Genomic DNA, 22218 nt, shown 5'->3' with positions numbered 1-22218 from the left:
GGTCCCGGTAACGTCCCTGCGGGTCAGGTCACGGGGTGGTGGGTGGTCACCCGCGCCCGACCGGCGCAGAATGGCTCGGTCGAGAGGAGGCGGGACGAGTGGCACTGGCGCTCTACCGCAAGTACCGGCCGCGTACCTTCGCCGAGGTCATCGGGCAGGAGCACGTCACCGAGCCGCTGTCGCAGGCGCTGCGCAGCGGGCGGCTCAACCACGCCTACCTCTTCTCCGGCCCACGCGGCTGCGGCAAGACCTCAAGCGCCCGGATCCTGGCCCGCTCGCTGAACTGTGAGCAGGGCCCGACGCCGGAGCCGTGCGGGCAGTGCGACTCCTGCCGCGAGCTGGCCACCGACGGCGGCTCGATCGACGTACTGGAGATCGACGCGGCCAGCCACGGCGGCGTCGACGACGCCCGCGAGCTGCGCGAGAAGGCGATCTTCGCGCCGGCCAAGAGCCGCTTCAAGATCTACGTCATCGACGAGGCCCACATGGTCTCGTCGGCCGGCTTCAACGCCCTGCTCAAGCTGGTCGAGGAGCCGCCGGAGTACGTCAAGTTCATCTTCGCGACCACCGAGCCGGAGAAGGTCCTCGGCACGATCAAGTCGCGGACCCACCACTACCCGTTCCGGCTGATCCCGCCGAAGGTGCTCCGGCCCTACCTGGAGCAGCTCTGCGAGGCCGAGAACGTCGCCGTCGAGCCGGCGGTCTTCCCGCTGGTGGTGCGCGCCGGCGGCGGCAGCGCCCGGGACAGCCTCTCCGTGCTCGACCAGCTCATCGCCGGGGCCGGGCCGGAGGGAGTCACCTACTCCCGGGCCGCCGCCCTGCTCGGCGTGACCGACGCCGCCCTCATCGACGAGATGTGCGACGCGCTGGCGGCCGGGGACGGCGCGACGGCGTACGCGACCGTCGACCGGGTCGCCGAGGCCGGGCACGACGCGCGCCGGTTCGCCTCCGACCTGCTGGAGCGGCTGCGCGACCTGATCGTGCTCCAGCAGGTGCCGGACGCCGCCGCCAAGGGCCTCATCGACGGCCCGGCCGACCAGATCGAGCGGATGGCCGCCCAGGCCCAGCGGCTCGGCCCGGCCACGCTGTCCCGCTGCGCCGACATCGTGCACAACGGCCTGGTGGAGATGCGCGGCACCACCGCGCCCCGGCTGCTGCTGGAGCTGATCTGCGCCCGGATGCTGCTGCCCGGCGCCGACGACAGCACCGGCGGCCTGCTCCAGCGCCTCGAACGCATGGAGCGCCGGCTCACCCTCGCCGGCACCGACGCGCCGCCGGCCGCCGCCGGCCCCGCGCCGGCCGCCGCCCCTCCTCCCGTACGCCCCGAAGCTCCCGCCCCGACCGCGGCTGCCGCCGCGCCCGACCCGTCGCCCGCCGGCCCGCCGGCGGCTGCCGGCGCCCAGTCCGGCGCTGCGGCTGCCCGCGCGGCGGCCCTGGCCGCCACCGGCTCCCGTCCGGCGCAGGCAGCCCCGGGCGCCACGGAGCCGGTGGGCGCGCCCGCCAGTGGGCCGCCCGCTGATGCTCCCGCCCACCGTCAGGTGCCCCCCTCGGCGGTGCTGCCCGACCCGGCCACCCCCGCCCCGCCCCGCCCCGGCGCGGCTGCGGCGGGCCCCCTGGACGCCGTCGCGGTGCGCCGGGTCTGGCCGGACATCGTCGCGAAGGTCAACCGGATCAAGAAGCCGGCCGCCGCGCTGATGCGCGACGCGGTGGTCCGTGACGTGGATGGCGACACCCTGGTGCTGACCGTCAAGTCGCCGGTGCTCGCGCAGATGATGGGCAACCACACGTCGGTGCTGGCCGAGGTGCTCTACGAGGAGTTCGGTGGCCGCTGGCAGATCCGCTGCGAGGTGGCCGGCGAGCGGGGTGGCACGTCACTCGGTGGCTCGTCCCGTCCCGCCGCTGCGGCCCGCCCGGCATCCCCGCCGTCGGCAGCCCCCGCCCACCAGGACCGGACCGGCGCCGGCCCGTCCGGCGCCGGCCCGTCTGGTGGCGGTGCGTCCGGTGGTGGCGCGGGCGGCGGCGGCATTTCCGGTGGCCCGACCGGCCCAGGCAGTGCGAGTGGCCTGGCCGACCCAGGCGGCCCGAATGGCCTGACCGGCTCGAGCGGTCCGAGCGGCCCGGGCGGTCCGAGTGGGCTGGCCGGTCCGAGTGGCCCGGCCGGCGCGAGTGGCCTCAGCGGTGCGACCGGCGGGCCTGGTGGCGCGAACGGCGCGGGTGGTGCTGCGGGCGGTCAGGGCGGGGCGACCCGACCCACCTCCGGCGCTGGTGCGTCGGGCAGCGGAGGTGCTCCCGCCGCTGCCGGCAGCGCCGAGGACTGGCCCGAACCGGCCCGCCCGGGTAGCGCGGCCGGAGGCGGCGACGACTGGCCCGAGCCCGCCCGCCCAGGTGGCGCGGCGGGGGGCGGCGACGACTGGCCGGAACCGGCTCGACCGGGTGGCGCGTCGGCCGTCACGTCGACCAGCGGTACGGCAGCCGCTGCCCCGGCGGCGACCGGCCTGCCCGGCGCAGGGGCGACCACCCGGCCGGCGACCGCCGCCACGGCGTCGGCGACCGCCGCGCCCGCCGTACCGAAGCCCGCCGGTCCCTCGGGTGCGCCGCAGCAGGCCGCGCCTGCCAGCCCCCCGGTGAGCAGCGCGATCGCGGCGGCGCGGGCGGCTGCGGCGGGACGTGGTCCGCGTACCGGCCAGCCGGTCCGGAAGACCGCGGACGCCGACTGGGCCGGCGAGCCGCCGTACGACCCGGACTTCGACGGCCCGGTGCGCGGCGGCGGGGGACGCCCCGGCGGTGCCCGGCCGGCGGCCCCGAACTTCGAGGGCTTCGACCCGGGTGACGAGCCACTGGATGAGGTCATCGACGAGCAGACCGCGCGGGAGTCCAGCGAGGAACAGGCGGTACGACTGCTCCGCGAGGCGTTCGGCGCAGAGAAGATCGACGAGGTCGACGCCCGATAGCCCTCCCCGACGCCGACACCGACGCGGAGGGCACGCCTCGCCGGACACGGCGAGGCGAACCGCGGCAGATCTTGGTAGGAATCGGCCCCTCCAGGGGCACTCCGGTACCAAGATCTCTGGCGACGACGCACCGGACGCGGTGGGCGCGGTGGCGAGGGAGCGGCGGCGCAGGGCAAGGGCGCAGGTACCCCGGTCAGGGCAGGCGATCAGGGCCGCCGGATGGTCGGCGGCGCCCAGGAGCACGTCGACCGGCTCATGCCGATTTTAGGCGGGTCGGGCCGGTCAGGGTGCGGGGTCAGGCGGGCCAGGCGGGGAGGCCGTGGGGGTGTGCCTCGGCCAGCAGGCGTTCCGGGCCGGTGCCGAGCCGGGCGCGGAGCTGGAAGTCGTTGCGGGCCTCCCGCGGGTGCGGCTCGAAGGACAGGTGGGCGACCGGCGCGTCGGTGCCGCCGGCGGCGGCCAGCCGGTCCAGCTCGGCGGTGACCCGCGCCCACTCCTCGCCCGGGACGTACTGGCGCATCACCGAGTGCCACACCACGGTCAGCGTGCCGGGGCGCGGGGTGGTCCCGGCGAGGAAGTCCGCCGCCCCCGCCGCGACGACCCGGGCCGGCAGTCGCCCGGCCAGCTCCAGCGCGCCGGCCAGCCGGGCCGCGCGGGCGGTGTGCTCCGGCCAGAGGTACGCCCGCAGCGCGAGCGCGCCGTCGGGGTCGCCCGGGTCGAGCGGGCTGACGTCGCAGCCGAGCCGCTCCACCACGGTCAGCTCGGGGTACGCCTCGGCCGCCGCCCGCAGCCAGTCGGGCGCCCCGCCCCGCCAGGCTTCCGGCAGGCGTACCGGGGAGTCGGCCGGTCCCCAGGCGAAGCCGGCGGCCTCGATGCGGAACCGGTCGGCGCGCAGGTTCAGCCCGGCGCTCGCGCCCAGCTCGACGAGGCGTACCGGCAGCCCGCCCACCTCGTGGACGGCGTGCAGCAGGCCGGCCAGCAGCAGGTTGGCCCGACCGACCTCGTTGGTCTGGGGCGGTCGGCGCAGCCAGCCGCGCAGCGTGTCGTGCTCGGCCCCGACGACCGCCCGGAACGCGGCCCAGCAGGCGGGGGCGTCCGCCGCCCGGTACGCCCCACCCGTGCTGGGGTAGAACCGGGCCAGCTCGGGCGCCCGGCCGGAGAGCACCAGGGCGTGCACCCCGCCGAGCAGGCGTATCGACACGAGGGCGTCGGCGTCGCTGTCCTCGTACCCCTTGATGACGGTGGCGCACGGGCCGCCGGCCCGCACGTCACCGGCGGCGCGCGCCAGCAGGTGGGCGTAGAGGGCGGCATCCATGTCGGCGCAGGCCCGGGCCTGTCGTTCCATGGCCGCCGCGGCCTGTTCCCGGGACATCCGCCACCTCCGTCCGGTCGGTCCCGTGATCCTGCGCCCGGACCCGGCGCGAGGGAAGCACCGGGCGGGGCGAGGCTGCTCACAGCCGATAGGCTGAGCGGCGGCCGAGCAGACGAGTGCGAGAAGGAGCCATCCGTGCGCCCAGGTGGACAGCCGAACATGCAGCAGATGCTGAAGCAGGCGCAGAAGATGCAGCAGCAGATCGCCAAGGCGCAGGCCGAGCTCGCCGAGGCGGAGCTGACCGGCACCGCCGGCGGGGGCCTGGTCACCGCGACCGTCGCCGGCAGCGGCGAGCTGAAGTCGATCAGGATCGACCCGAAGGCGGTGGACCCGGAGGACGTGGAGACCCTGGAGGACCTCGTCGTCGCGGCCATGCACAACGCCGCCGAGGCGGCGCGGGAGCTGACCGAGCAGAAGATGGGCCCGGTCACCGGCGGCATGGGCGGCCTCGGCCTGCCCGGTTTCTGAGCGGCAGATGTACGAGGGCGCCATCCAGGACCTGATCGACGAGTTGGGGCGGCTGCCGGGCGTGGGCCCGAAGAGCGCCCAGCGGATCGCCTTCCACGTCCTGTCCGCCGACCCGGCCGACGTCAACCGGCTGGCCGGGGCGTTGCGCAAGGTCAAGGAGCTGGTGCGGTTCTGCACCAGTTGCTACAACGTGGCCGAGTCCGACCGGTGCCGGATCTGCCGCGACCCGCGCCGCACGGACGAGGTGCTCTGCGTGGTCGAGGAGCCGAAGGACGTGGTCGCGATCGAGCGGACCGGCGAGTTCCGGGGCCGCTACCACGTGCTCGGCGGGGCGATCAATCCGCTGGAGGGGATCGGGCCGGACAATCTGCGCATCCGCGAGTTGATGGCCCGGCTCAGCGACGGCACCGTGCGGGAGCTGATCCTGGCCACGGACCCGAACACCGAGGGCGAGGCGACCGCGACGTACCTGGCGTTGATGGTCAAGCCGATGGGCATCTCGGTGACCCGGTTGGCGAGCGGCCTGCCGGTCGGCGGCGACCTGGAGTACGCCGACGAGATCACGCTCGGCCGCGCCTTCGAGGGCCGGCGCGCCGTCTGACGTTTCCGCAATGGTCGGCACCCGATTCGGGTGCCGACCATCGCCGTACGGGCACTGTCGGATCCACTGTGGGGTCTGACATCGGAGCGAAGCAGGCGACGATCGATGTAACAAATCGGCATCGGCCAACCCGGACATAGCGCCCCTTTGTCGGCGGTCCGGAACGGCCGCTGAGGCGGTGCGCATCGGTTAAGACACGATCCGGTACCAACCGGTTCCGCGACGGTTTCCCGCCGGTCCGAACGGCGGCTAAGGTCACGGCGATCGGTGACCCCTGTCACCACGATTGTCCGTAACCCCAAGGACGAGGTGAAGCACCCATGCGTGCATCCAGGCCGAAGGTCGCCCTCGCGGCCGTCGCGGTCGCGGCCCTCGCGGTAGCAGGCTGCGCCGAGAGCAACCGCGATGACAGTTCCGGCGGTAGCAAGAAGGACACCCTCGTCTTCGGCGTAGCCGGAGATCCGAAGGTGCTCGACCCGAGCTTCGCCAGCGACGGTGAGTCGCTGCGCGTGGCGCGTCAGGTCTTCGAGACGCTGGTCCGTCCGGAGGAGGGTGGCACCAAGGTCACCCCCGGTCTGGCCGAGACCTGGACCCCGGACGCCGCCGGCACCACGTGGACCTTCAAGCTGCGCTCCGGCGTGAAGTTCCACGACGGCACCGAATTCAACGCCGAGGCGGTCTGCAAGAACTTCGACCGCTGGTACAACGCCAAGGGCCTCATGCAGAGCCCGGACGTGACCCCGTACTGGCAGGACGTCATGGGCGGCTTCGCCAAGAACGAGAGCGCGGACCTGCCGCCGAGCCTCTTCAAGTCGTGCACCGCCAAGGACGCCACGACCGTCGACCTGGCCTTCACCCGGGTCTCCAGCAAGATCCCGGCCGCGCTGATGCTGCCCTCGTTCTCGATGCACAGCCCGACCGCGCTGGAGAAGTACGACGCCAGCAACGTGGGCGGCACCGCCGAGGACATCAAGTACCCGGCCTACGCCACGGCGCACCCGACCGGCACCGGCCCGTTCAAGTTCAAGTCCTGGGACGTCGCCAACAAGACGCTCACCATCGAGCGCAACGAGGACTACGCCGGCACCAAGGCGAAGCTGAAGACCCTCATCTACAAGACGATCTCGGACGAGAACGCGCGCAAGCAGGCGCTGCGCTCCGGCGACATCCAGGGCTACGACCTGGTCGGCCCGGCCGACGTCGAGCCGCTGAAGGGTGAGGGCTTCAACGTCCTGACCCGCCCGGCGTTCAACATCCTCTACCTGGCCATGAACCAGAAGGGGAACCCGAAGCTCGCCGACGTGAAGGTCCGCCAGGCCATCGCGCACGCGCTGAACCGGCAGGCTCTCGTCGACTCGAAGCTGCCCCCGGGCGCCAAGGTCGCCGACAACTTCATGCCGGACACCGTCGAGGGTTGGAACGGCGACGTCACCAAGTACAACTACGACCCGGCGAAGGCGAAGGCGCTGCTGGCCGAGGCCGGCGCGACGAACCTGACCCTGCGGTTCCACTACCCGACCGAGGTCACCCGGCCGTACATGCCGAACCCGAAGGACATCTTCGAGCTGCTCTCGGCGGACCTCAAGGCGGTCGGCATCAACGTCCAGGCCATCCCGCTCAAGTGGAGCCCGGACTACCTGAACGCCACCACCTCGGGCAACAAGCACGACCTGCACTTCCTCGGCTGGACCGGTGACTACGGCGACGGCTACAACTTCATCGGCACCATGTTCGACCGGACGAAGGCCGAGTGGGGCTTCACCAACAAGGCCCTGTTCGACCAGTTCAAGGACGCGGACAGCACCGCCGACGTGGCGGCCCGGACCGAGAAGTACAAGGCCCTGAACAAGGCCATCATGGACTTCCTGCCCGGTGTCCCGGTGTCGCACTCGCCGCCGGCGATCGTGTTCGGCAAGGACGTGACCGGGGTCAAGGCGAGCCCGCTCACCGACGAGCGGTTCTCCACCGCCGAGTTCAAGTCCTGATCTGACGCTCCGAGTCGTGGGGGGGGGGGGGGGGGGGGGGGGGCCCCCCCCCCCCCCCCCACGACCCTCCGTACCCCTTTCGAGGCCGCCGTGTTCCGGTTCATCGTCAGACGCCTGCTTCAGCTGATACCCACGCTGTTCGGGCTCTCCCTCCTGCTGTTCATCTGGCTCCGCCGACTGCCCGGCGGTCCCGAGACCGCCATCCTCGGTGAGCGCGGGACGCCCGAGATGCGCGCCGCGATCCGGCGCAACATGGGCCTCGACGAGCCGATCCTGGTGCAGTACGGCCGGTTCGTGCGGCGGCTGATCCGCCTCGACCTGGGCACGTCGACCTCCACCAAGCGGACGGTGGTCACCGAGTTCGTCGAGCGCTTCCCCGGCACGGTGGAGCTCTCCGTCACGGCGATGCTGATCGCGGTCGGCGTCGGCATCCCGCTGGGCTACCTGGCGGCCCGACGCCGCGGCCGGATGCTGGACCACCTCTCGGTCGGCGGCTCCCTGATCGGCATCTGCATCCCCGTCTTCTTCCTCGCGTACGTGCTCAAGGCGATCTTCGCGGAGAACCTCGGCTGGTTCCCGGCGAGCGGCCGGCAGGACCCGACGCTCGGGGCGACGCGGGTCACCAACTTCTTCGTCCTCGACGGGATCATGACCCGGGAGTGGGACGCCGCCGCCGACGCGCTCTGGCACCTGGTGCTGCCGGCCGTCGCGCTGGCCAGCATCCCGCTGGCGATCATCGTCCGGATCACCCGTGCCAGCGTGCTGGAGGTGCTCAACGAGGACTTCGTACGCACCGCCGAGGCGAAGGGCCTGACCGAGAGCACGGTCCGGCGCCGGCACGTGCTGCGCAACTCCATGCTGCCGGTGGTCACCTCGATCGGCCTGCTCACCGGCGGCCTGCTCTCCGGCGCGGTGCTGACCGAGACCGTCTTCGCCTTCAGCGGCATCGGAGCCTTCATCTACGAGGCGATCAGCCAGCGTGACTATCCCGTGCTGATGGGCTTCATCCTGATCATCGCGGTGGTGTACGTGCTGGTGAACCTCCTGGTCGACCTCTCCTACAGCCTGATCGACCCGAGGGTGAGGGTCCGATGACGATCACCGGCGGCACCAAGAAGGAAAAGATCGACCGGCTCGCCGAGTTGGCGGCCCGGGAGGACGAGCGCGGCGTCAGCCTCTGGAAGGAGGCGTTCCGCCGGCTGCGGCGCAACCCGGCGGCGATCGTCGGCGCGGTGATCCTGAGCCTGTTCCTGCTGGTCGCCGTCCTCGGGCCGTTCTTCGTCCCGTACGCGCCCGACGCCCAGCTCTGGAAGAGCGAGATCCGCCTCGGCGACTTCCCCGGCTTCCGGGGCGAGAACTGGTTCGGCGTCGACCACATCGGTCGCGACGAGTTCAGCCGCATGATCGTCGGTGCCCGGCAGACCCTGCTGGTCGGCGTGGTCTCCACCCTGATCGGCCTCGCGGTCGGCTCGCTGATCGGCGGGGTCGCCGGCGCCGCCGCCGGCCTCGGCGGCCGGTGGGGCCGGGCGGTCGACAACGTGCTGATGCGTTTCGTCGACATGCTGCTGGCCATGCCGAGCCTGCTGCTGGCGATCAGCATCGCCGCCCTGCTCGGCGCCGGTCTGACCACGGTCATGATCGCGGTCGGCGTGGTGTCGGTGCCGGTCTTCGCCCGGCTGCTGCGCGGCTCGATGATCTCCCAGGCCAACAGCGACTACGTCCTGGCCGCCGTCTCGCTGGGCGTGAAGAAGCCGAAGATCGCGCTGACCCACGTGGTGCCGAACTCGCTCGCCCCGGTCATCGTGCAGGCCACCCTCACCCTGGCCACCGCGATCATCGAGGCCGCGGCGCTCTCCTTCCTCGGGCTCGGCAACAACGACGCCTCCATCCCCGAGTGGGGTGTGATGCTCGCCGACGCGCAGCAGTACCTCGACTCCGCGCCCCGGCTGGCGATCCTGCCCGCCCTCGCCATCATCGTCACCGCGCTGGGCTTCACCCTGCTCGGCGAGGCGATGCGCGAGGCACTCGACCCGAAGCTGCGGAAGTAGGGCCGGTGAGCGCGAGGAGTGAGCTTGCGAGCCCCGCAGTCGCGAACGAAAAGGCCAGCACGGTGAGCGCGAGGAGTGCGCTGACGAGCCCCGCAGTCGCGAACGAAAGGCGGGCCCGACATGGCTCTGCTTGATGTCGAAGATCTCTCCGTCACCTTCGCCCGGCGCGGTCAGCGCGCCGTGCACGCCGTCGACGGGGTCTCCTTCTCCGTCGACGCGGGCGAGGTGGTCGGCCTGGTCGGCGAGTCCGGCTGCGGCAAGAGCGTCACCTCGCTGGCGATCATGGGTCTGCTGCCCAAGCAGCCGGGCCTGCGCGTCGGCGGCAAGGCCGTCTTCGACGGCACGGACCTGCTCCAGCTCGACGACCGGTCCCGCCGGGACATCCGGGGCCGCGACGTCGCGATGATCTTCCAGGACCCGCTCTCGTCGCTGAACCCGGTGATCCCGATCGGGTTGCAGGTCACCGAGGTGCTCACCCGGCACCGGGGGATGAAGGGCGCGGCGGCGGAGAAGGAGGCGGCGGCGCTGCTCGACCGGGTCGGCATCCCCGACCCGAAGCGGCGGCTGAAGGAGTACCCGCACCAGCTCTCCGGCGGCATGCGCCAGCGCGCCCTGATCGCGATGGCGGTGGCCTGCCAGCCCCGGCTGCTGATCGCCGACGAGCCGACCACGGCGCTGGACGTGACCATCCAGGCGCAGATCCTGGAACTGCTCAAGGAGCTGGTCCGGGACTCCGGTACCGCCCTGGTGATGATCACGCACGACCTGGGTGTGGTCGCCGGCCTGTGCGACTCCATCAACGTGCTCTACGGCGGCCGGGTGGTGGAGACGGCCCGCCGTCGCCCGCTGTTCCGCGAGCCCCGCCACCCGTACACCGTGGGGCTGCTCGGCTCGGTGCCGCGCCTGGACGCCGGGCGCGGCGAGCGGCTGAACCCGATCCCGGGCTCGGTCCGCGACCTGCTGCCCTGGACGGACGGCTGCGCCTTCGCGCCGCGCTGCACCCGGCGGGTTGACGAGTGCGTGGGGGAGCCGCCCGCGCTGGTGCACGCCCACGACGGGCGCAGCTACCGTTGCGTCAACCCGGCGCCGGTGCCCGGCACCGTGCCCCGGCCGGCCGCCAGCAGCAGCACTGCGCCTGCGGCGGCGCCGGCCGCCACCAGCACCGCGCCGGCGGAGGCACCGGCCGCCACCGCCCCGGCGGCGGAGGCGACCGCGGGCCAGGTGCCCGCCCCGCGCGAGGAGGAGAAGCCGTGACCGAGAGCGAATTCCTCGTCGAGGTCCGCGACCTGAAGGTGCACTTCCCGATCCGCACGGGGGTGATCTTCGACCGGACGATCGGCCACGTGAAGGCCGTCGACGGCGTCGACCTCAGCATCCCGCGCGGCAAGACGTACGGCCTGGTCGGCGAGTCCGGCTGCGGCAAGTCGACGCTGGGGCGGGCGCTGCTCCAGCTCACCCCGCCCACCAGCGGCGAGGTCCGGTTCGACGGTGTCGAGCTGACGAAGCTGCCGGCGGGCAAGCTGCGGTCGATGCGCCGCCGGATGCAGATGATCTTCCAGGACCCGATGTCGAGCCTGGACCCCCGGCAGAACGTCGAGTCGATCCTCACCGAGGGCCTTCAGGCCCACGGCATCGGCGGCAACCGGGACGAGCGGCGCCGGGTCATCGGCGAGACCCTGGACAAGGTCGGCCTGCCCCGCTGGGCGCTCTCCCGCTATCCGCACGAGTTCTCCGGCGGCCAGCGGCAGCGCATCGGCATCGCCCGCGCGCTGGTGCTCGGTCCCGACCTGATCGTCGCCGACGAGCCGGTCTCCGCGCTCGACGTGTCGATCCAGGCCCAGGTGGTGAACCTCCTCGACGACCTCCAGGACACCCTCGGCCTGACCTACCTGGTGATCGCGCACGACCTCGCGGTGGTCCGGCACATCTCCGACACCGTCGGCGTGATGTACCTGGGCGCGCTGGTCGAGGAGGCGCCGAGCGACCGGCTCTACACGGAGCCGATGCACCCGTACACGCGGGCGCTGATGTCGGCGGTGCCGGTGCCGGACCCGGACGTGGAGGACCGCCGAGAGCGCATCCTGCTCGCCGGCGACCTGCCCTCGCCGGCCAACCCGCCGGCGGGCTGCCGGTTCCACACCCGCTGCCCGTGGGCGCAGCCGACCCGCTGCGCGGACGAGCGGCCCGCGCTGCGGGATGTCGGCGGCAGCCGGGTCGCCTGCCACTTCGCCGAGCGGATCGCCAGCGGGGAGCTGCGCCCGCACAAGGTCAGCGTGCAGCTCACCCGCCCGCTCGGCGAGGGCGAGGAGCCGCACACCGTCTCCGCCCCCAACGAGCCCGGCTCGTACGTCTGATCCGCGTCGCGGACGCGGTCCTCGTCGAGGGGGCCGCGTCCGGGCGGTCGGCGGGTCAGCCCTCCGGGCGGTGCAGGAGCGCGACCGCGATCCCGTGCACCGCGTCCAGCCCGGCCGGGTCGGCCAGCGCGACCGTGCCGCCGGTGACCCTGTACCACTCGTCGGCGTCCCGGTACTGCACCGTCAGCGTCACCTGGCCGTCGGCGTACGCGGTGCGCAGGGTCAGCTCGCCGGTGACCACCCCGACCTCGTCGGTCATCACCCCGCCCGGGCCGGGCACCACGTCGGCCGTACGCTCCCGCGCCGCGGTCGACGTGCCCTCGGCGTCGGCGGCCATCCCAGCCCCCGGCACGCCGGTGGTCGTGCCGGCCGCGCCGTCCGCCGTCATGCCGGCCGTGGTCGGCCCGGGCGGCGCGCTGCCGGTGGCCGCCGCCGCGTCCTCCCCGGTGGCGTCCGGCGTCTGCTCCGGGGCGGGGGTCGCCCCGGCTCCGGTCACGGCTTGCTCGCCCATGTGCAGCCCTCCAGCATGTCGGTCAGGGCGGCCTTCTCGGCACTGGTCACCGTCAGCCGCCAGTGGTGCTTGACCGTCACCCAGTTGTCGGCGTACTGGCACCAGAACGACCGGTTCGCCGGCTTCCACTGGGACGGGTCCTGGTCACCCTTTGCCCGGTTGGAGGACGCGGAAACCGCGATGAGCTGCGGCCGGTCCAGGTCGTTGGCGAACTCGCCACGCTTCGCGTCGTCCCACTCGTCGGCGCCCGAGCGCCACGCGTTCGCCAGCGGCACGGTGTGGTCGATGTCCACGTCGGACGGGTCGGTGAACGCGCGGTCGTCGTAGACGCTCTCCCAGCGGCCGCCGACCACGTTGCAGCCGGAGAGCTTGATGTCCTCCCCGTCGCGTTTCAGCACGCTGTCGCGTACATCGCAGTTCTTGCCGGTGTCCCGCCAGTGCGGGAAGCGGCTGCGGCTGTAGCCCTTCATCGACCCGGCGGTGGCCACGGTGAGTTGGGTCAGCTTCTGCGCGGCGTTGCCGCCGCTGCCACCGCTGCTCGGCGCGACGTCCGGCTCGTCGACGGCGACACAACCGGCCGCGCCGAGCGCCAGCGCTGCGGCGAGCGCGGCCGTCACTGCGGCGCGCGGTCCTGATCTGGTACGCACAGACGACACCTCTCCAGCTTGCGGGCTCCCGGCGATCCCGCACAGTACCCGGGCCGGGTTTCGGCGATTCGTGGCGTCTCTCATATCGTGCGGGGCAGATTGGACGCCATGACCGAAACCACGCCCGCGCTCCGGCTGGGCACCGCGCACGGGCGGGGCACCCTGCTCGCCGCCGTCCTCGCCTCCGGCATGGTCTTCCTCGACACCACCGTGGTCAACGTGGCGCTGCCCCGCCTCGGTGCGGACCTGGACGCCACCGTCGCCGGTCTCCAGTGGACGGTCAACGGGTACCTGCTGATGCTGGCCGCCTTCGTCCTGCTCGGCGGCGCGCTCGGCGACCGCTTCGGGCGGCGGCGGGTCTTGCTGCTCGGGGTGGTCTGGTTCACGCTAGCGTCGCTGCTCTGCGGCCTGGCCCAGGGCACCGAGTGGCTGATTGCGGCCCGGTTCCTCCAGGGCGCCGGGGGCGCGCTGCTCACCCCCGGCTCGCTGTCGGTGCTCCAGGCCAGCTTCCACCCGGACGACCGGGGTCGCGCCATCGGCGCCTGGTCGGGGCTCTCCGGCGTCTCCACGGCGCTCGGCCCCTTCCTCGGCGGCTGGCTGGTCGACGCGCTCTCCTGGCGGTGGATCTTCTTCCTCAACCTGCCGCTGGCCGTGCTCGTGGTGCTGGCGGCGCTGCGCTGGGTGCCGGAGAGCCGGGACGAGGCCGCGTCCCGCACCGGGGGGCCGGGACGTCACCGCCGCCGGTTCGACGTGGCCGGCGCGCTGCTCGGCGCGCTTGCCCTGGCCGGCGTCACGTACGCGCTGATCGACGCCCCCGTCCGGGGCCTCGACTCGGTGCCGGTGCTCGTCGCCGTGCTGGCGGGCGTGGTCGGCGCGGTTGCCTTCGTGCTGGTCGAGCGGCGCCGGGGGGACGGCGCGATGCTGCCCACCGGCCTGTTCGGCAGCCGGCTCTTCTCGGTGCTGAACGTCTTCACCGTGCTCGTCTACGCGGCGCTCGGCGGCTTCACGTTCTTCCTCGCCGTCTACCTGCAGAACGTGGTCGGCTGGTCGGCGCTGCTCACCGGGGTCGCGCTGCTGCCGATGACGGTGCTGCTGCTGGTCGGCTCGGCGCGGGCGGGCGCGCTGTCGGCGCGGATCGGGCCGCGGCTGCCGCTGACCGTCGGGCCGGTGGTCGCCGCCGCGGGGCTGGTGCTGCTGCGCGGCGTCGGCCCCGGCGCGTCGTACTGGCGGGACGTGCTGCCCGGGGTGGTGCTCTTCGGGATCGGGCTGACGCTGGTGGTGGCGCCGCTGACCGCCTCCGTGCTGGCCGCGGTCGACGACCGGTTCGCGGGCGTGGCGAGCGGCTTCAACAACGCGGCGTCCCGGGCGGGCGGCCTGCTGGCGGTGGCCGCGCTCCCGCTGCTGGTCGGGCTCTCCGGCTCCGGCTACGCGCAGCCGGCCGCGTTGACCAGCGCGTACCGGGGCGCGATGCTCTGGTGCGCCGGCCTGCTGCTGGCCGGGGCGGCGATGGCGGCCCTGCTCATCCACCGCCCACCGAAGCGGTAGGAAGGGCACCCTGCCGCAACCGGATGCCCTTCCTCGCCGCGTCAGGCGCGGGCGCGGTTGACGGCGCTCGTCACGGCCTTCACGGAGGCGGTGACGATGTTCGCGTCGGTGCCGACGCCCCAGACCGTACGGCCGTCGACCTCGCACTCCACATAGGCGGCGGCCTGCGCGTCCCCGCCGGAGGAGAGCGCGTGCTCGTGGTAGTCGAGCACCCGTACCGCCACGCCCACCGACTGGAGCGCGTTGACGTACGCGTCGATCGGGCCGTTGCCGACGGCGGTCAGCGAGCGGGGCTCCCCGCCCAGGCCGACGCGGGCCTCGATCTCGACCTTGCCCTCGGCGGTGCCGATGGCGTAGCCGTCCAGGGCGAGCGCCGGGTCGACCTGGTGGTCGATCAGGTAGTGGGTGGCGAAGATCTCCCACATCGTGCCCGGGTCGACCTCGCCGCCGTCGTGGTCGGTGACCTGCTGCACCACGCCGGAGAACTCGATCTGGAGCCGGCGCGGCAGGTCGAGCTGGTGCTCGCTCTTCATGATGTACGCGACGCCGCCCTTGCCGGACTGCGAGTTGACCCGGATGACCGCCTCGTAGGTGCGGCCCAGGTCCTTCGGGTCGACCGGCAGGTAGGGCACCGCCCAGGTGTGCTGGTCGATCGGCACCCCGGCCGCCGCCGCGTCCTTGGCGAGCGCGTCGAAGCCCTTCTTGATCGCGTCCTGGTGGGAGCCGGAGAAGGCGGTGTAGACGAGGTCGCCCGCGTACGGGTGGCGCTCGTGCACCGGCAGCTGGTTGCAGTACTCGACGGCGCGCCGCACCTCGTCGATGTTCGAGAAGTCGATCATCGGGTCGACGCCCTGGGAGAAGAGGTTCAGCCCCAGCGTCACCAGGTCGACGTTGCCGGTGCGCTCGCCGTTGCCGAACAGGCAGCCCTCGACCCGGTCCGCGCCGGCCAGCAGCCCCAGCTCGGCGGCGGCGACGCCCGTGCCCCGGTCGTTGTGCGGGTGCAGGCTCAGCACCAGACTGTCGCGGCGGGGCAGGTGCCGGTGCATCCACTCGATCGAGTCGGCGTAGACGTTCGGCATGGCCATCTCGACGGTGGCCGGCAGGTTGACGATCAGCTTGCGGTCCGGGGTCGGGTCGATGACCTCGATGACCTTGGTGCAGACCTCCAGCGCGTACTCCAGCTCCGTGCCCGTGTAGGACTCGGGCGAGTACTCGTAGTGGATGTCCGTGTCCGGGGTGTGGATCTCCGCGTACTTGCGGCAGAGCCGCGCGCCCTGGGTGGCGATGTCGGCGATGCCGTCGCGGTCCAGCCCGAAGACCACCCGCCGCTGGAGCGTGGAGGTCGAGTTGTAGAAGTGCACGATCGCCCGCCGCGCGCCGCGCAGCGACTCGAAGGTGCGGTCGATCAGGTGCTCCCGGCACTGGGTGAGCACCTGGATCGTGACGTCCTCCGGGATCAGGTCCTGCTCGATGAGCTGGCGTACGAAGTCGTAGTCCGTCTGGCTGGCCGAGGGGAAGCCGACCTCGATCTCCTTGTAGCCCATCTGCACGAGCAGCTGGAACATCCGGCGCTTGCGCTCCGGCGACATCGGGTCGATCAGCGCCTGGTTGCCGTCGCGCAGGTCCACCGCGCACCAGCGCGGCGCGGCCTCGACGTGCCGGGTCGGCCAGGTGCGGTCGGGCAGGTCGAGCCGGAACTGCTGGTGGTACGGCTGGTAGCGGTGGTACGGCATCCGGCTGGGGCGCTGCCGGGCGATCGGGTCGGTCTCAGCGTCGGCGATGGGTTGAGCCATGACGGAGTGCTCCCTGGAACATGTGGCGTCAGCAATCGGAAGGTGTCGGCCAGGTGCCGGGCGACGGTGCCCGGGCGGTTGCCGATGGGAAGTTTCGGATGTGCTGGACGGCGCGGTTCGACTCCGCGACGAGGTGCCGGCCTTCAGGCCTCGTCGCGGCGACCAAGGAGAAGGTACGCCCGCCACATGACCAGGTAACCCTACGTGGCGGGCCGGGGTGCGGGAAGGCGGGTCCGGACTATGAGACGCACTTCGCAGCCTGGCTGGTCAGCAGGAGTTCGGCCAGGGGGAGCCGGCGGCGCAGGCCGGTCTCGGAGCGCAGCAGGTCCGCCGGGAGGCTGAGCGGGTCGCCGAGCTGCCCGACGGCCGCCACCACGTGCGGTCGTACGCCCGCCGGCAGGTCGAGGTCGGCGGCCAGACCGGCGTGGTCAAGGTCGTGCAGTTGGCGTACGTGCAGGCCGAGCGCGGTGGCCTGCACGGTGAGGTGGGCGACGGCCTGGCCCAGGTCGTACGCGTGCCCGGCCGATCCGGTCCGGTGCGCGCCGAGCAGCAGGGCGGCGGCGCGCTGCGCCCACCGCTGATCAGCCTCCGGCAGGTTGACCAGGATCCGCTTGAACGTCTCGTCGTCGCGGTGCCCGAGCGCGAACCGCCACGGCTGGGCGTTGCCGGCCGAGGGCGCCCAGCGGGCCGCCTCCAGCAGCGCGGACGCGTCCTCGCGGGACAGCTCCGCCACCGGGTCGAAGGACCGAGGGCTCCAGCGGAACGCGAGCAGCGGGGTGAGGTCGGCCATGGGCCAAGTGTCCCGTAAGGGCGATTCAGCGGTTAAAGGTGGGATGTCCGAATGTGGCGAACGGCACCCGTAACGTCACGGACGGTCACGGCGTTCCCGTGCTCGGGCTCGTGGTCGCCTCTGCGGTCGGATCAGGAGCCGCCGTGCCGAGCGGCTCGGCGTCGACCACCGGCCCGGCCAGCTGCACGGTGGCCGGGGCGGGCGCGGGCGTCCCGGCGAGGACCAGCGTGCCGGACGCGGTGCGCACCGCCGTGGGCGTGCCGTCGGCGTCGTAGCAGTAGATCCCCACGTCCAGCGGCGCGTTGATCGACGCCGAGGTGGTCTCGACCGAGTAGCAGGTGCCGGACGCGCCGGGCGGCGGCTCGGCGGGGGAGACGGCGAGCGGGGCCCGGCGGTCGGTCAGCACGTCCAGCCAGTCGGTGAACGGGTGCTGCACCCGGGGGTCGAGCCGGCGGGGCACGGCCTCGTCCCGGTCGCCGAGGCGTACGCAGGTCGCCGGCTCGGGCCGGGCGGCGGACGGCAGGGCGCACTGGAACAGCCCGTCGGCGGTGGCGGCGAACGAGACGTCGGCGGTCCCGCCGAGCGCGCCGCCCGGCACGTCGACCCGCCAGCTCCCGTCGTTCGCGCTGGTCACCAGGATCGTCCGGTCCGGGGACTCCGGGGCGCGCAGCGTGTAGCTGGCGACGAGGTGCCGATCCTGCGCGGCGGCCGCCAGCGCCGCCAGCTCGTCGCGCGCCGCGTCCACCCCCGCCGGCACCGGTGTCGAGGTGGGCGTGGGCCGGGTGGCCGGTTCGTCGGCGGTGCAGGCGACGAGGAGCGCGGGCAGGGCGAGCGCGAGCGGACCGGCCAGGCGTCGAGCCGGGCGCACCGGCGGGCGCGCGGGCTTCGCGGGAGGGCCGGCCGGGCGGAGATGGGCGTGCACGGGGCCATTCTGCGGCCCGGAAACGACGCGTGGGGCCCCTGCCACGCGCGGCGCCCCGGCGTGTCGCGCACCACCCCGCCCCGGGCCGCCGGGCCGGATCGTGGGATCACCTGACCCGGCCGAGTTGCCCGACCGATACCCTGGGTGCGTCTGACACGCGCCGCCGGCCCTGATCCGGCGGCGTCGGCACGCTCAGGGTCGTCGCTGGGAGGGAGTGCACCGTCGTGGCACTCGTGGTGCAGAAGTACGGCGGGTCCTCCGTCGCCAACGCGGAGCGGATCAAGCGGGTGGCCGAGCGCATCGTGGCCGCCCGCAAGGCCGGTGACGACGTCGTCGTGGTGGTCTCCGCCATGGGGGACACGACCGACGAGCTGCTCGACTTGGCCAACCAGGTCAGCCCGTTGCCGCCGGGCCGCGAGCTGGACATGCTGCTCACCGCCGGGGAGCGGATCTCCATGGCGCTGCTCGCCATGGCCATCCACAACCTGGGGTACGAGGCCCGCTCGTTCACCGGCTCGCAGGCGGGCGTGATCACCACGTCGGTGCACGGCCGGGCGCGGATCATCGACGTCACGCCGGGGCGGCTCAAGGGCGCGCTCGACGAGGGCGCGGTGGTCATCGTCGCCGGCTTCCAGGGCGTCTCGCAGGACACCAAGGACGTCACGACGCTGGGCCGGGGCGGTTCCGACACCACCGCCGTGGCGCTCGCCGCCGCGCTGCACGCGGACGTCTGCGAGATCTACACCGACGTGGACGGCGTCTTCACCGCCGACCCGCGGATCGTGCCGAACGCGCGGCACATCACCCAGATCACCTACGAGGAGATGCTGGAGCTGGCCGCCTGCGGCGCCAAGATCCTGCACCTGCGCAGCGTGGAGTACGCCCGCCGGGCGGGGTTGCCGATCCACGTCCGTTCGTCATACTCGACCAACACCGGCACGATGGTCACCGGATCGATGGAGGACCTTCCCGTGGAGCAGGCACTGATCACCGGGGTAGCGCACGACCGCAGCGAAGCCAAGATCACGATCGTGGGGGTGCCCGACGAGCCGGGCGCCGCCGCGCGGATCTTCGACACCGTGGCCGGCGCCGAGATCAACCTCGACATGATCGTGCAGAACGTCTCCACCGAGGGCACGGGCCGCACGGACATCTCCTTCACGCTGCCCAAGGCCGACGGCCCGACGGCCATGGCCGCCCTGAGCAAGATCCAGGAGTCGGTCAAGTTCAAGGGCCTGCTCTACGACGACCACGTCGGCAAGGTCTCGCTGATCGGGGCCGGCATGCGCTCGCACCCCGGCGTCGCGGCCGGCTTCTTCGCCGCCCTCGGCGCGGCCGGGGTGAACATCGAGATGATCTCCACCTCGGAGATCCGGGTCTCCGTGGTCTGCCGCGACACCGACCTGGACGCCGCCGTACGCGCCATCCACGAGGCCTTCGACCTCGGCGGCGACACCGAGGCCGTCGTCTACGCGGGGACGGGACGGTAGCCACCGTGTCGCCGCTGCCCACCCTGGCCGTGGTCGGGGCGACCGGTGCCGTCGGCACGGTGATGTGCGAGCTGCTCAGCGGCCGCAAGAACGTCTGGGGCGAGATCCGGCTGCTCGCCTCCGAGCGCTCGGTCGGGCGGCGGCTGCGGTGCCGGGGCGAGGAGTTGACCGTCCAGGCGCTGACCCCGGAGGCGTTCGACGGCGTCGACGTGGCGATGTTCGACGTCCCGGACGAGGTCTCCGCGCGGTGGGCGCCGATCGCGGTCGACCGCGGCGCCGTCGCGGTGGACAACTCCGGCGCCTTCCGGATGGACCGCGACGTCCCGCTGGTGGTGCCGGAGATCAATCCCGAGCAGGTACGCAACCGGCCGAGGGGGATCATCGCCAACGCCAACTGCACCACGCTGGCGATGATCATCGCGATCGCCCCGCTGCACCGCGAGTACGGGCTGCGCGAACTGGTGCTCGCCTCCTACCAGGCGGCCTCCGGCGCCGGCCAGAGCGGCGTGGACACCCTGCACGCCCAGCTCACCAAGATCGCGGGGGACCGGGTGCTCGGCTCCCGCCCCGGCGACGTACGCCAGGCGGTCGGCGACGACGTGGGCCCGTTCCCCGCGCCGCTGGCGCTCAACGTGGTGCCCTGGGCGGGTTCCCTGGCCGACGCGGGATGGTCGTCCGAGGAGATGAAGCTGCGCAACGAGTCGCGCAAGATCCTCGGGCTGCCCGACCTGAAGGTCTCCGCCACCTGCGTACGGGTGCCGGTGGTGACCGGCCACTCCGTCGCGGTGCACGCGGTCTTCGCCACCGAGGTGGCCGCCGAGGGCGCCCGCGAGGTGCTGCGGAACGCGCCCGGGGTGATCCTGGTCGACGACCCGGCTGCGGGCGAGTTCCCGATGCCGATCGACGCGGTCGGCACCGACCCCTCCTGGGTGGGCCGGATCCGCCGCGCCGTCGACGACCCCCGCGCCCTGGACTTCTTCGTCACCGGCGACAACCTCCGCAAGGGCGCCGCCCTGAACACGGCCCAGATAGCCGAACTCCTCGCCAAGGAACTCACCCCCCGCTGAGCCACCCCGGCACGTCTCACGGCGGCGTGCCGAGGCGCTGCCGCGAGGGTTTGCTCTCGTGGCGCTCCGTCGCGCGGAACACGAGGCGACGAACCTCGGCGCCGAGGCGCTGCCGCGCGGTGCGACGATGCCTCTGCCCGCGCTGCGTGCCGAAGGTCTGCCCGCCCGGCGTTCCGGGGCACTGCCGCGCGGCCTGCCGAGGGTCTGCCCGCCCGGCGTTCCGGGGCTCTGCCGGCGCGGTGCGACGATGCTCTGCCGCGGGGTGCGCCCACGCCCCGTCCGGAGCCGACGTGCCCGACTGGAAAGAGCGCCGGGCGGCGCCGAAAATGGTCCGCCGGCAACTGCGATCTCGAAGTGTGCAATTTTCAATCGTGGAATTTCCATGGTCGGTCTGCCCGCCGCTCGGCGCCCGCGTCGTGATGCCGACAGTCGCGCGCGTTGCTGCCCGAATCGCCGCGCGGGCGCGCCATGTCGCGCAGTGCGGCAGCCGATGTTGCAGCGGCGACACGCCGGAGCGGGAGGATTTTTCGCCGGCTCCGGCCAGCGCGGGCGGCCGGGATCGATCGTTGGGCATCGATGGGTCCCACCGGTCGCCCCCCGCCCCGTCGCCCGCCTTGGGAGCGCCGGCCGGCTCACCGTTTGCGCTAAGAAAGCGGCATTCGCCGGTATCGATTGCAGATGCTCCAGGTGTCGCCAGTTCGGCATCGGTCGTTGCCCCCGAGGTGGAGCTACCTGCCGGTAATGTCCTTTTGGCTCCCGGCCGTCGGCACTCCTGGCGGGCTGTCAACTGACTGTCGAATAATCCTGGACCGTCTCCTCGTGAAACCTCACGTTCGGGGGATCCGGTTCGGGCTGTTCGGGCCATCGGTGTCAACGTGACCGAGTGTCGATCGGACTCTCGGTCGCCGTGTGATCACGCTGGGATGAAACTTTCTCCGGACGGAGCTGGTGGATCAACCTTCAAAAGGCTTAAATGGGACGAAGGGCCGAAGGGGTGGGGCATTGCCTCATGTTCGTGCTTCGATGTGTTTCATCCCGTTGCAGGTCCGGCTCCGTGGGTTGAGGTATCCCGCCCGATCGGGAAACCTGTAGCCGACTCGGCTGCCAGTGTCGGCCGATCAGCGCTACCGGTTTTCTCCATCGGGAAAACCTCCGAGTTGCTGCCTGCTGGTCCGGGCCGGATTTCGGAAGAAGCGCAAATGGAAACCCCCCGTTGCAGCGGGGGGTTTCTGTTTTTCGGTGCGTATCGACAATTCCGTTCGCGTCGCGGGTTCGCGCAGGACGGACGTACGGTTTTCTGCGCCGGTTCCGCGCATTGACGACAACGGTGTCCGGCGGCGGCCGTCCCGGCGTTTCAGCTTGGTTCACGCGCTTCAGTTGGGCCGGTTCCGTGCCCGATGATGGTCGGGTACCGCCGGCCACTGGCTGCAACCAGGGGCGGTACGCGGGCCCGCGTCGCGGGCCCGCGCTGTGCGCAACAACCGACTCCCCCGGGAGGCCCGGACCAGCACCACCGGGGCGGAGGCGCTGCCTCCGCCCCACCCGCCGGGGCGGACGCCCGCCCCGGTCAACTCGGCGGCGGCCCCGCCGCCCCCCCCACCCAAGGCGGTGCCCGCCCGTTTGCCCCACCACCCACCCCCCACCCCCCCCCGGCCGCCGGTCCCAGCCGCCACCCCG

Annotated in this window: 17 protein-coding genes; 11 read left to right on the top strand and 6 right to left on the bottom strand. The window is 72.8% G+C overall.

The genetic code is table 11. From position 1 onward, the window contains the following. Nucleotides 1–98: 98 nt before the first annotated feature. Nucleotides 99–2951, top strand: a complete 2853-nt coding sequence (locus tag ACLQ20_RS08250) for a DNA polymerase III subunit gamma and tau (protein WP_425854780.1) — start codon at nt 99–101, stop codon at nt 2949–2951. A 295-nt stretch (nt 2952–3246) separates the two neighbouring features. On the opposite strand, the gene ACLQ20_RS08245 is transcribed toward ACLQ20_RS08250, so the two are convergent. Continuing rightward, nucleotides 3247–4320 (bottom strand): DUF2332 domain-containing protein, encoded by a 1074-nt coding sequence (locus tag ACLQ20_RS08245; RefSeq protein ID WP_425854777.1) that lies wholly within the window; start codon nt 4318–4320, stop codon nt 3247–3249. A 159-nt stretch (nt 4321–4479) separates the two neighbouring features. Here ACLQ20_RS08245 and ACLQ20_RS08240 point away from each other — a divergent pair, with 159 nt between their 5' ends. The 7 genes from ACLQ20_RS08240 (at nt 4480) to ACLQ20_RS08210 (ending at nt 11776) form a co-directional block, all read left to right on the top strand. Continuing rightward, nucleotides 4480–4788 carry a YbaB/EbfC family nucleoid-associated protein gene (locus tag ACLQ20_RS08240; protein WP_225852050.1) on the top strand — a complete coding sequence of 103 codons (309 nt, stop codon included), beginning with the start codon at nt 4480–4482 and terminating at the stop codon, nt 4786–4788. A gap of 7 nt (nt 4789–4795) precedes the next feature. Next, on the top strand, nt 4796–5389 hold the full coding sequence (gene recR / locus ACLQ20_RS08235; protein ID WP_089003014.1) for a recombination mediator RecR: 594 nt from the start codon (nt 4796–4798) through the stop codon (nt 5387–5389). Between the two features lie 320 nt (nt 5390–5709). After that, nucleotides 5710–7374 (top strand): ABC transporter substrate-binding protein, encoded by a 1665-nt coding sequence (locus ACLQ20_RS08230; RefSeq protein WP_151453560.1) that lies wholly within the window; start codon nt 5710–5712, stop codon nt 7372–7374. 90 nt (nt 7375–7464) lie between these two features. Beyond that, the gene (locus ACLQ20_RS08225) at nt 7465–8469 is read left to right on the top strand and encodes an ABC transporter permease (protein ID WP_132238455.1); all 1005 of its coding nucleotides are present in this window, start codon (nt 7465–7467) and stop codon (nt 8467–8469) included. Then, on the top strand, nt 8466–9422 hold the full coding sequence (locus ACLQ20_RS08220; protein ID WP_327029905.1) for an ABC transporter permease: 957 nt from the start codon (nt 8466–8468) through the stop codon (nt 9420–9422). The genes ACLQ20_RS08225 and ACLQ20_RS08220 overlap by 4 nt, the downstream gene beginning before the upstream one ends. 120 nt (nt 9423–9542) lie before the next feature. Then, on the top strand, nt 9543–10676 hold the full coding sequence (locus ACLQ20_RS08215) for an ABC transporter ATP-binding protein (protein ID WP_151453562.1): 1134 nt from the start codon (nt 9543–9545) through the stop codon (nt 10674–10676). Further along, entirely contained in the window at nt 10673–11776 is a 1104-nt protein-coding gene (locus ACLQ20_RS08210; protein WP_151453563.1) for an ABC transporter ATP-binding protein, read from the top strand. Before ACLQ20_RS08215 ends, ACLQ20_RS08210 begins: the two co-directional genes overlap by 4 nt. 55 nt (nt 11777–11831) lie before the next feature. Here the strand turns inward: ACLQ20_RS08210 and ACLQ20_RS08205 are convergent, their stop codons facing one another. Further along, nucleotides 11832–12287 (bottom strand): hypothetical protein, encoded by a 456-nt coding sequence (locus ACLQ20_RS08205; protein ID WP_151453564.1) that lies wholly within the window; start codon nt 12285–12287, stop codon nt 11832–11834. Further along, complete coding sequence (locus ACLQ20_RS08200) at nt 12269–12934, bottom strand: HNH endonuclease family protein (RefSeq protein WP_151453565.1); 666 nt, start codon at nt 12932–12934, stop codon at nt 12269–12271. Before ACLQ20_RS08200 ends, ACLQ20_RS08205 begins: the two co-directional genes overlap by 19 nt. Before the next feature lie 108 nt (nt 12935–13042). Between ACLQ20_RS08200 and ACLQ20_RS08195 the strand changes: the two genes are divergently transcribed. Then, nucleotides 13043–14479 carry an MFS transporter gene (locus tag ACLQ20_RS08195; protein ID WP_425854772.1) on the top strand — a complete coding sequence of 479 codons (1437 nt, stop codon included), beginning with the start codon at nt 13043–13045 and terminating at the stop codon, nt 14477–14479. A gap of 41 nt (nt 14480–14520) precedes the next feature. Here ACLQ20_RS08195 and leuA read toward each other — a convergent pair whose 3' ends face one another. The 3 genes from leuA to ACLQ20_RS08180 all read right to left on the bottom strand — a co-directional run bounded on the left by leuA (nt 14521) and on the right by ACLQ20_RS08180 (nt 17984). Then, nucleotides 14521–16272 carry a 2-isopropylmalate synthase gene (leuA, locus tag ACLQ20_RS08190; RefSeq protein WP_425854770.1) on the bottom strand — a complete coding sequence of 584 codons (1752 nt, stop codon included), beginning with the start codon at nt 16270–16272 and terminating at the stop codon, nt 14521–14523. A 238-nt stretch (nt 16273–16510) separates the two neighbouring features. Next, nucleotides 16511–17062, bottom strand: coding sequence for a nitroreductase family protein (locus ACLQ20_RS08185; protein ID WP_151453568.1), 552 nt, complete (start codon nt 17060–17062; stop codon nt 16511–16513). A gap of 85 nt (nt 17063–17147) precedes the next feature. Further along, nucleotides 17148–17984 (bottom strand): hypothetical protein, encoded by an 837-nt coding sequence (locus tag ACLQ20_RS08180; RefSeq protein ID WP_425854769.1) that lies wholly within the window; start codon nt 17982–17984, stop codon nt 17148–17150. 224 nt (nt 17985–18208) lie between these two features. On the opposite strand from ACLQ20_RS08180, the gene ACLQ20_RS08175 reads away from it, so the two are divergent. Together ACLQ20_RS08175 and ACLQ20_RS08170 are read left to right on the top strand one after the other, a co-directional pair. Beyond that, nucleotides 18209–19474, top strand: a complete 1266-nt coding sequence (locus tag ACLQ20_RS08175) for an aspartate kinase (protein ID WP_121401692.1) — start codon at nt 18209–18211, stop codon at nt 19472–19474. Nucleotides 19475–19479: 5 nt separating this feature from the next. Beyond that, on the top strand, nt 19480–20541 hold the full coding sequence (locus tag ACLQ20_RS08170) for an aspartate-semialdehyde dehydrogenase (RefSeq protein ID WP_425854767.1): 1062 nt from the start codon (nt 19480–19482) through the stop codon (nt 20539–20541). Nucleotides 20542–22218: the final 1677 nt, after the last annotated feature.

Origin of the sequence: Micromonospora sp. DT46 (assembly GCF_049841735.1) — a bacterium.
Lineage (GTDB): Bacteria > Actinomycetota > Actinomycetes > Mycobacteriales > Micromonosporaceae > Micromonospora > Micromonospora reichwaldensis.
This window is presented reverse-complemented; position numbering and strand designations above follow the sequence as displayed.